The sequence below is a fragment of the Mastigocoleus sp. MO_188.B34 genome, assembly GCF_030065675.1.
In the GTDB taxonomy this organism is placed as follows: Bacteria; Cyanobacteriota; Cyanobacteriia; order Cyanobacteriales; family Nostocaceae; genus Mastigocoleus.
In genome coordinates this window covers 22,888-29,902 of record NZ_JASJDK010000082.1, presented here as the reverse complement: position 1 = coordinate 29,902, position 7,015 = coordinate 22,888, and the positions used below count along the sequence as shown (strand labels likewise).

The 7,015-nt window shown below is 36.5% G+C and carries 6 protein-coding genes and 1 pseudogene; 1 reads left to right on the top strand and 6 read right to left on the bottom strand.

Going from position 1 to position 7,015, the window contains the following annotated elements:
* Positions 1-235: 235 nt before the first annotated feature.
* Positions 236-1,093: a sugar transferase gene (locus QNJ50_RS18595; RefSeq protein WP_300637932.1), complete on the bottom strand. Its 858-nt coding sequence runs from the start codon at positions 1,091-1,093 to the stop codon at positions 236-238.
* A 205-nt stretch (positions 1,094-1,298) separates the two neighbouring features.
* Positions 1,299-2,450, bottom strand: a complete 1,152-nt coding sequence (locus tag QNJ50_RS18590; protein WP_300637927.1) for a glycosyltransferase family 4 protein — start codon at positions 2,448-2,450, stop codon at positions 1,299-1,301.
* Positions 2,451-2,666: 216 nt separating this feature from the next.
* On the opposite strand from QNJ50_RS18590, the gene QNJ50_RS18585 reads away from it, so the two are divergent.
* Entirely contained in the window at positions 2,667-3,602 is a 936-nt protein-coding gene (locus QNJ50_RS18585) for an NAD-dependent epimerase/dehydratase family protein (protein WP_300637925.1), read from the top strand.
* A 196-nt stretch (positions 3,603-3,798) separates the two neighbouring features.
* On the opposite strand, the gene QNJ50_RS18580 is transcribed toward QNJ50_RS18585, so the two are convergent.
* The 4 genes and pseudogenes from QNJ50_RS18580 to cysC all read right to left on the bottom strand — a co-directional run bounded on the left by QNJ50_RS18580 (position 3,799) and on the right by cysC (position 6,393).
* A complete protein-coding gene (locus QNJ50_RS18580) occupies positions 3,799-4,350 on the bottom strand; it encodes a WcaF family extracellular polysaccharide biosynthesis acetyltransferase (RefSeq protein ID WP_300637923.1) in 552 nt (183 codons plus the stop codon).
* Complete coding sequence (locus QNJ50_RS18575) at positions 4,337-4,966, bottom strand: YdcF family protein (protein WP_300637921.1); 630 nt, start codon at positions 4,964-4,966, stop codon at positions 4,337-4,339. The genes QNJ50_RS18580 and QNJ50_RS18575 overlap by 14 nt, the downstream gene beginning before the upstream one ends.
* Before the next feature lie 456 nt (positions 4,967-5,422).
* Positions 5,423-5,730, bottom strand: a pseudogene (gene sat, locus QNJ50_RS18570) (sulfate adenylyltransferase); the annotation flags it as partial.
* A 108-nt stretch (positions 5,731-5,838) separates the two neighbouring features.
* On the bottom strand, positions 5,839-6,393 hold the full coding sequence (cysC, locus tag QNJ50_RS18565; protein WP_300637919.1) for an adenylyl-sulfate kinase: 555 nt from the start codon (positions 6,391-6,393) through the stop codon (positions 5,839-5,841).
* Positions 6,394-7,015 lie beyond the last annotated feature (622 nt).

The window sequence follows — 7,015 nt, the reverse complement described above, 5'->3', positions numbered from 1 at the left end:
TCAGGTGAACTCGCTTGTGTCACGGACCCTACAAGAAAAATTTGCCGGTTGTGTAAGTCCTATTAAATTTACAAAATTAAATAGGAATATTAATAATTAGGAGAATAATTTAGTATGGCGATGAAAATTTGTATAAGCATAGTTTTTAAGTGATTCAAAAATAAACTTGTTTTATTTTTATTAAAACAAAAAAAATAGGGGCATAAATAGCCCCGTATTAACGAATTAAAAACTGTCAATAAGCACCGTTATCTTTTGGAATCATTACCACACCAACAGTTTTGATAACTATCCATAAATCCAACCAAAAGTTTCTAAATTTAACATAGTGTAAATCTATTTTAACTCTCCGGGGATAGGGAATATCATTACGTCCAGAAACCTGCCATAAACCAGTAATCCCTGGTCTGATCGTGAGAATTTCATCTATGTAAGGACCATACTTAGGCAACTCTTCAGAAACCAAAGGTCGCGGTCCCACAACACTCATATCACCCTTTAAAACATTCCAAAATTGAGGAAACTCATCCAGGCTGGTGATACGTAAAAATCTACCGATTGCGGTAATTCGGGGATCTTTTTTAAGCTTAAAGTTCGTTTTAAACTCTTGACGTATCTGGGGCGAAGCTTCCATCATCTGCATCAGTATTTCATCAGCATTAGTTACCATTGTTCGGAACTTAATGCAATTAAAAGATTTGTAGTTTTTCCCCACCCGTTCTTGAACATAAAAAATTGGGCCATCTGAGTTTAAAGCAATCAGTAAAGCCAAAAGTAAGTATACGGGAGAAAATAAAATCAAAACCAAAAGCGAGAACGTAATGTCAAATAATCGCTTGGTAAACTCTTTGTTGAAAGTTTGCGAGAATAAACCTCTGAGCCGAACTTTAGGGGTCTTTTTCCGTTGGATGCGTTTTACAACATCACGGGGTGACGCATAACGCTTCCTAACTTTGAGAGATTTGCCAATGCCAGATATATCAAAATTTGGTTTCACCCTTTCTTCAACCGGATAGGTATTGTTGCTAAAACGACGCCTCGTACCGGATTTTCTACGCGAAGGCGCATAGATAGTTGAAGAAGCGCGAAGCATAGCTTCCCGCAAGTTTAATCGGCTTCTCTCAGCATCTGGTTTGCTCCCAGATGAAGGTTTGCTCGAGAGGAGTGAGCTCTGTGCCGTCATCATACTCCTTAACAATCCACACCACACATAGTCCCAATCTTAAAGCCAAATGTAGTTGCTTCTAGAAGTGATTTTCCAAAAGCAGGGCTTTACTCAATATTTTTCAAGATATTTTTCAATATTTTGCCGTAGAAGACGACCTATCTTGATTGCAGGTATCGATAAATTCAAAGTAACGTTGTGCAAAGGCTTGAGAAGAAAACTGGGTAGCATTTTCTCGGGCTGACTCTGGGTCAAATTTCCCTTGGTATGCTTCAAAAGCCTCTATTGCTTCGATCAAAGCAGCTGTTGTTTGCTCCCTAAATAAAATTCCCGTACCTTTATGACCTGATGAGCGGATATCGAGCACAGTTTCTAATGCACCACCAGCCCCGTAAGCAATCACCGGAGTACCACAAGCTTGAGCTTCTACTGGGGCAATGCCAAAGTCTTCACAAGCTGCGTAAACAAAACCTTTAGCACTAGCCATATATTTTTTTACCACATCATCGGGTTGCCACCCAAGTATTTTGATGTTAGGTTTAGCTAATTTCTTAATTTTTTGCATTTCATTACCTGTACCAATTATTACCAGTTCTTTTTTTAACTCGTTAAAAGCCCTGACAATTAAAGATACTTTTTTATAACTAACTAACCGGGAAACTATTAGATAAAAATCTTCTTTTTCAGTTAAAAATGGAAAATGTTCGATATCAACAGGCGGATAAATTACAGTTGCTTCTCGACGATAGCAGCGCCAAATCCGACTGGCGGTATATTTGGAATTGGCGATAAAACGATCAACCCGATTTGCAGTCAATACATCCCACTGACGTAAGCTGTGTAGTATATATCTTGTTAGCCAACCTGTAATTCCGTGACCAAGGCGACTTGCTTTTAGGTAATCAAAAGTCAAGTCCCAAGCGTAACGCATTGGGCTGTGGCAATAACAAATGTGCAACTGTTCGGGGGTAGTGATTACTCCCTTGGCAACAGCATGGGATGAAGACAAAATAATGTCATACTCCCGTAAATCTAACTGTTCAATTGCTAACGGTAATAAAGGTAAGTACTTTTGAACCCCATTACGGGCCAAAGGAAGCTTTTGCAGAAAGGTTGTACCAATTTGCCGTTTGTATAAATAACTTTCTTTTTGGCTGGATTCAAAATCAATCAGGGCATATAAATCAGCATCAATGTGATTCAAAATTTCTCGGACGACGAGTTCCGAACCACCAGTGGCTTTTGGTGTTAACCACTCATGCACCAAAGCATATTTCAAGGGCACAATTAACTTCTCACACCTAGAGAAAACAAAAATCGGTAGATTTGATTTTGAGATTAAACGAAAAAATTGTCACCGTAAGTAAAAATTTGGACAATTTTCGCATCTAACCTCAGACGTTATCTTAACAACAGAGGTTCCAGAAGGACACCACAAGCTGATAACCTCAAAAATAAGGGAAAATCTCAATCTTTAAAAGTCAATCGAAAAGATTAATTTATGCGTATTTTAATTATGGGTGGCACCCGATTCATTGGTGTTTACCTAACTAAACTGCTAGTAGAAGCTGGGCATGAAGTAATATTATTTAATCGCGGTAATCGACCGTTACCTGTGGATGGTGTAGGACAAATTATTGGCGATCGCAAAGATCCCAGCCAGTTACAGGAAAAGTTAGGAAAAGAAAAATTTGATGCGGTTTTTGACAACAATGGGAGAGAACTTACTGATACTCAACCATTAGCGGAAATTTTTCAAGATCGCCTACGACATTTTGTATACATGAGTTCTGCTGGAGTGTACCTGAAATCAGACCAGATTCCCCATATAGAAGGCGATGAAGTAGATCCAAAAAGTCGACATCGTGGTAAGCATGAAACGGAAGCTTACTTAATGCGATCGGGTATACCATTTACTTCTATTCGACCTACTTACATTTACGGTCCTCAAAACTATAACGACCTTGAAGCTTGGTTTTTTGACAGAATTGTTCGCAACCGTCCGATCCCAATTCCTGGCAATGGAATGCACATTACCCAGTTAGGTCATGTTGAGGATTTAGCCAGGGCAATGTACCAAGTATTGGGAAATCAAATGGCTATCAAACAAATTTACAATGTATCTGGCAATCGCTTTGTTACTTTTGATGGTCTAGCAAGGGCTTGTGCGATCGCTGCAGGTAAGTCACCCGATGAGATTAAAATTGTGCATTACGATCCCAAGCAATTTGATTTTGGTAAACGAAAAGCTTTCCCGATGCGGTTACAGCATTTCTGTGCTTCTGTGAATAAAGCGATGACCGAATTGAATTGGAAGCCAAAGTACGATCTAGTTTCCGGCTTAAAAGATTCCTTCAAGCATGATTACCTCAAATCAGGAAGAAATGAGAAGGAAATAGATTTTTCCATTGATGAAGAAATCTTAAAAGTTTCGTGATTTTTCGATGAGTTCAATTTTGCTCATCCATTTTTGTTAGTTAATTTTGTAATCTACTCTTGCCAATAGAGTCTTGTAAATAAAGGTTAAGATTGTAAATTCATTTCTGTTAACTAATCTTGACAAATTTACACTAAGAAATATTGTGAAGAGTTTGCAAAGAATCACAACATAATTCATATACATCAAGTAAAAATCACTGTGGTTCTTTATCTTTTTTCTTTTTAATTGCTCGAGCAGGATTTCCCGAATAAATCGTCATCGCTTCTAAAGAATGTCCAGTTACTCCACCAAGAGTTAGTACTGTATCCTTACCAACATTAACTCCAGGACCGATTGCTGAGTTTGCTGCTATCCAACTACTTTCTTGAATATGAATTGGAGCAGGAGTTAGTTTGAATTCGGGATGATTCCAGTCATGATTCCCCGTACAAAGATAAACTCTTTGCGATATACAGACATGACTTTCGATGGTCACAGGAGCTATATTATCAATCCAAGCTTCTTCACCAAGCCAAACATAATCTCCAATTGTCAATCGCCAAGGAAACTTCACCCTAACTCCTGGTTTTATTCTCACTCCTTGACCAATTTTGGCTCCAAATATTCTTAGGGTCCACACTTTAATGAGTGAAATAGGAATCAGGTGACTTTCAACCAAGGGAGAGCCGAAGAAATACCATAGGAGTTGTTTCCAGTAAGGTGCTCCAGGAGTATAAGTACCAACAGTGTAATTATCTAAACGCATAAGATTTGTAACCTTGAAGGTCGGGGTTAAGACTTGCTCCTGTACGACCAGTAAAAACCCAAATTAAAGAACGACCCGCATCACGCATTACATGAAGAGTAGATTCTTGAGGTCGATTGGAGGGTATGGGAACAGCAGTAAAAGTGATTTCTTGACTACCAAGAACAAATGCAGCTATTGTTTTTGCTCGCCTCATATGAAACTGAGAAGTAATAAGGTAGAGGTGATGAATGTTGCGGCTTTTAAAATCTTCAACCAAAGATGTAAAGTTAGTTACAGTATCCGCAGCACGGTAGTCAAGGTGAACTCGTTCCAGATCTATACCAGCATTGAGGAAAATTTTATTAGCTTGTTTTGGTGGAATTCCTGTAGAAACCCAAATGTCGAGAGAAGGATAAGACTGAGCAAAAACAGCGGTGAATTCTTCTCTTTCTGAACCTCCACCCAACGTGAGAATTGCTTGAGGTTTGGGTGCTTCATAAGAAGCGATCGCTAAACGAATGGGAATATTAAGTACAGGAAAGGTGATAATAGCAAAAATAATTAAACAAATAAATATTTTTATGATTCTTTTTTCTATAATCTTGACTTTAAGCCTATATAGTAAAGCTTTCATCTCTTAGTTGCGAGTTAAAGATACGAGCATTAATCTATGATTTATAGGTATTTTTTTACTTTTTACTTGTAACTTGTTTTATTTATCACATCTCAGCAAATCCAGTAATAAAGCGGGAACAAATTTGATTTTAGTTTAAGTAATGTAAAAAGTAAAACATATTCCCCGTTTAATGTCATTTGTTATTACCGATATTTTTAGACTTCGTAAATCTCTACATTCTTTTCCGGAGATGTCTAATAGGAAAAGTCCTCTTGAAGAGAACTATTTGGAAGATTTTACTTGTGCAATTACATAGAAATTTTCAATCCTTTGCAGGATAAAGGTTATAGCAATTTAATTGTGTTAAAAAATATTAGTAACAACAAGGTTGTATGTTCCGGGGAATAGTGAAGTGAATTGAATTACAGTACTTTAATCAAATTCAATTTAATTCATTTTTTGCATTGCTTTAACTAATTCAGCAGCAACTTCTTCCTCCAGCGAAAGGGTTACAGGAATTGACCATGGCTGACCATTGGCCAATCGCATATTTTCAACTACTGATTTGTAATCAGCTTGTTCTAAAAAGCCTTGTAGTGGGCTAAAACCACCAATCGCAATCATTTGCAGGTCTGATGTTGCTCGTTGGTCGAGTTGAACTTGAGGAAACTATCGGCTCTATCTAAAAATTTAGCTCTCTGCTCGGGGGTTGCGATCCGATCAACTAATTGATTACTGCTGGGAATGGTTTGTTGATGATTTTCTAAAGTTAGGCTCTGCATATTTTATAGATTCGGTGTAGTGGAATTTATGTCATAATAAGTGGCAATTATATATTTGCCACTGATTGCAAATTCTTATACATAAATTGCTGTTTTAACAAAAGTAATTTAAACAGCTTGCATTTCTACTACTTTGTTGAGATAACCTAATTCTTCAAGTTTTTTCAAAACTTTTGCTACACTCTCTTCTAAATCTTCAAGGTCAGTACGACATTCAACGTTAGGTTTAAAAGGTGCTTCATAAGGGTCGTCAATTCCTGTAAAGTTCTTGATTTCTCCTGCACGCGCCCGTTTATAAAGCCCTTTAACATCTCGTTCTTCACAAACTGTCAAAGGAGCATTAACATACACTTCGACAAAATCTCCTATCTTCTGCTTAACTTCTTCACGAATTTCAGAGTAAGGGGAAATTGCAGATACTAACACAATTACGCCATTGCGAGTTAAAAGATGAGAAACAAAACCAATACGACGAATATTTTCGTCTCTATCTGCTTTACTAAAACCCAAACCTTTTGTTAAATTTTCACGTACTATGTCACCATCAAGAATTTCTAATTTATGACCTTGCAAACGTAGTTTTTCTGCCACAGCTTGGGAAATAGTAGTTTTTCCTGCACCACTTAAACCCGTAAACCACACTGTAACTCCGCGTTGATTCATGATTTTCTCCAATAATTTTTACTTGTTCGTGGAAATAACAGCATATATCAACAGGAATTAATTTCCACTCTTTATAAAGAAAAAAATATTATCTAAATATAAGAATTACCAGTATATTCGGATACAAATCATCAATTATTATATTTTATGAATTAGGAATCAAAGCATTTTTTGATTCAAAAGTATTTATAAATACTTGTAGTAAATAAAACAAGATATACAATATTGCCATATTTATTTTTTATCTTATATAGCGATTTATCTTGATTTATATAGCAACAGACACATTGTTTGGGACATCATATTTTAATTTAAAGGGAACAGGGAATAGGGAACAGCGTGACTACTTCCCGCTTTTTCAAAGCTAAGCGGTAAAAAGTTGCAATACATGGACTAGACGTCCTAAAAATTATGGCGACTGCTATTAATTATTGATTAACTTAGAATATTGTATTAATATGTAATTTTTTAAGTTTTGGGATATTTTAAAAGTTCACCATAATTTCTATATTAACGTCATAATTCGCACCATTCTTGACAAGTAAAGTTATCAAATATCTATCTTCATTTCGTTTAGAGCGTATCAAATCTTTTGTAGCTGAAAATCAATCAGCGAAAACTT

Excerpts from the sequence above, each read along its gene's own strand:
- QNJ50_RS18585 (WP_300637925.1), top strand. The coding sequence starts at position 2,667 with ATGCGTATTTTAATTATGGGTGGCACCCGATTCATTGGTGTTTACCTA.
- QNJ50_RS18580 (WP_300637923.1), bottom strand. The coding sequence starts at position 4,350 with ATGCGTTTAGATAATTACACTGTTGGTACTTATACTCCTGGAGCACCT.
- QNJ50_RS18595 (WP_300637932.1), bottom strand. The coding sequence starts at position 1,093 with ATGCTTCGCGCTTCTTCAACTATCTATGCGCCTTCGCGTAGAAAATCC.
- QNJ50_RS18575 (WP_300637921.1), bottom strand. The coding sequence starts at position 4,966 with ATGAAAGCTTTACTATATAGGCTTAAAGTCAAGATTATAGAAAAAAGA.
- cysC (WP_300637919.1), bottom strand. The coding sequence starts at position 6,393 with ATGAATCAACGCGGAGTTACAGTGTGGTTTACGGGTTTAAGTGGTGCA.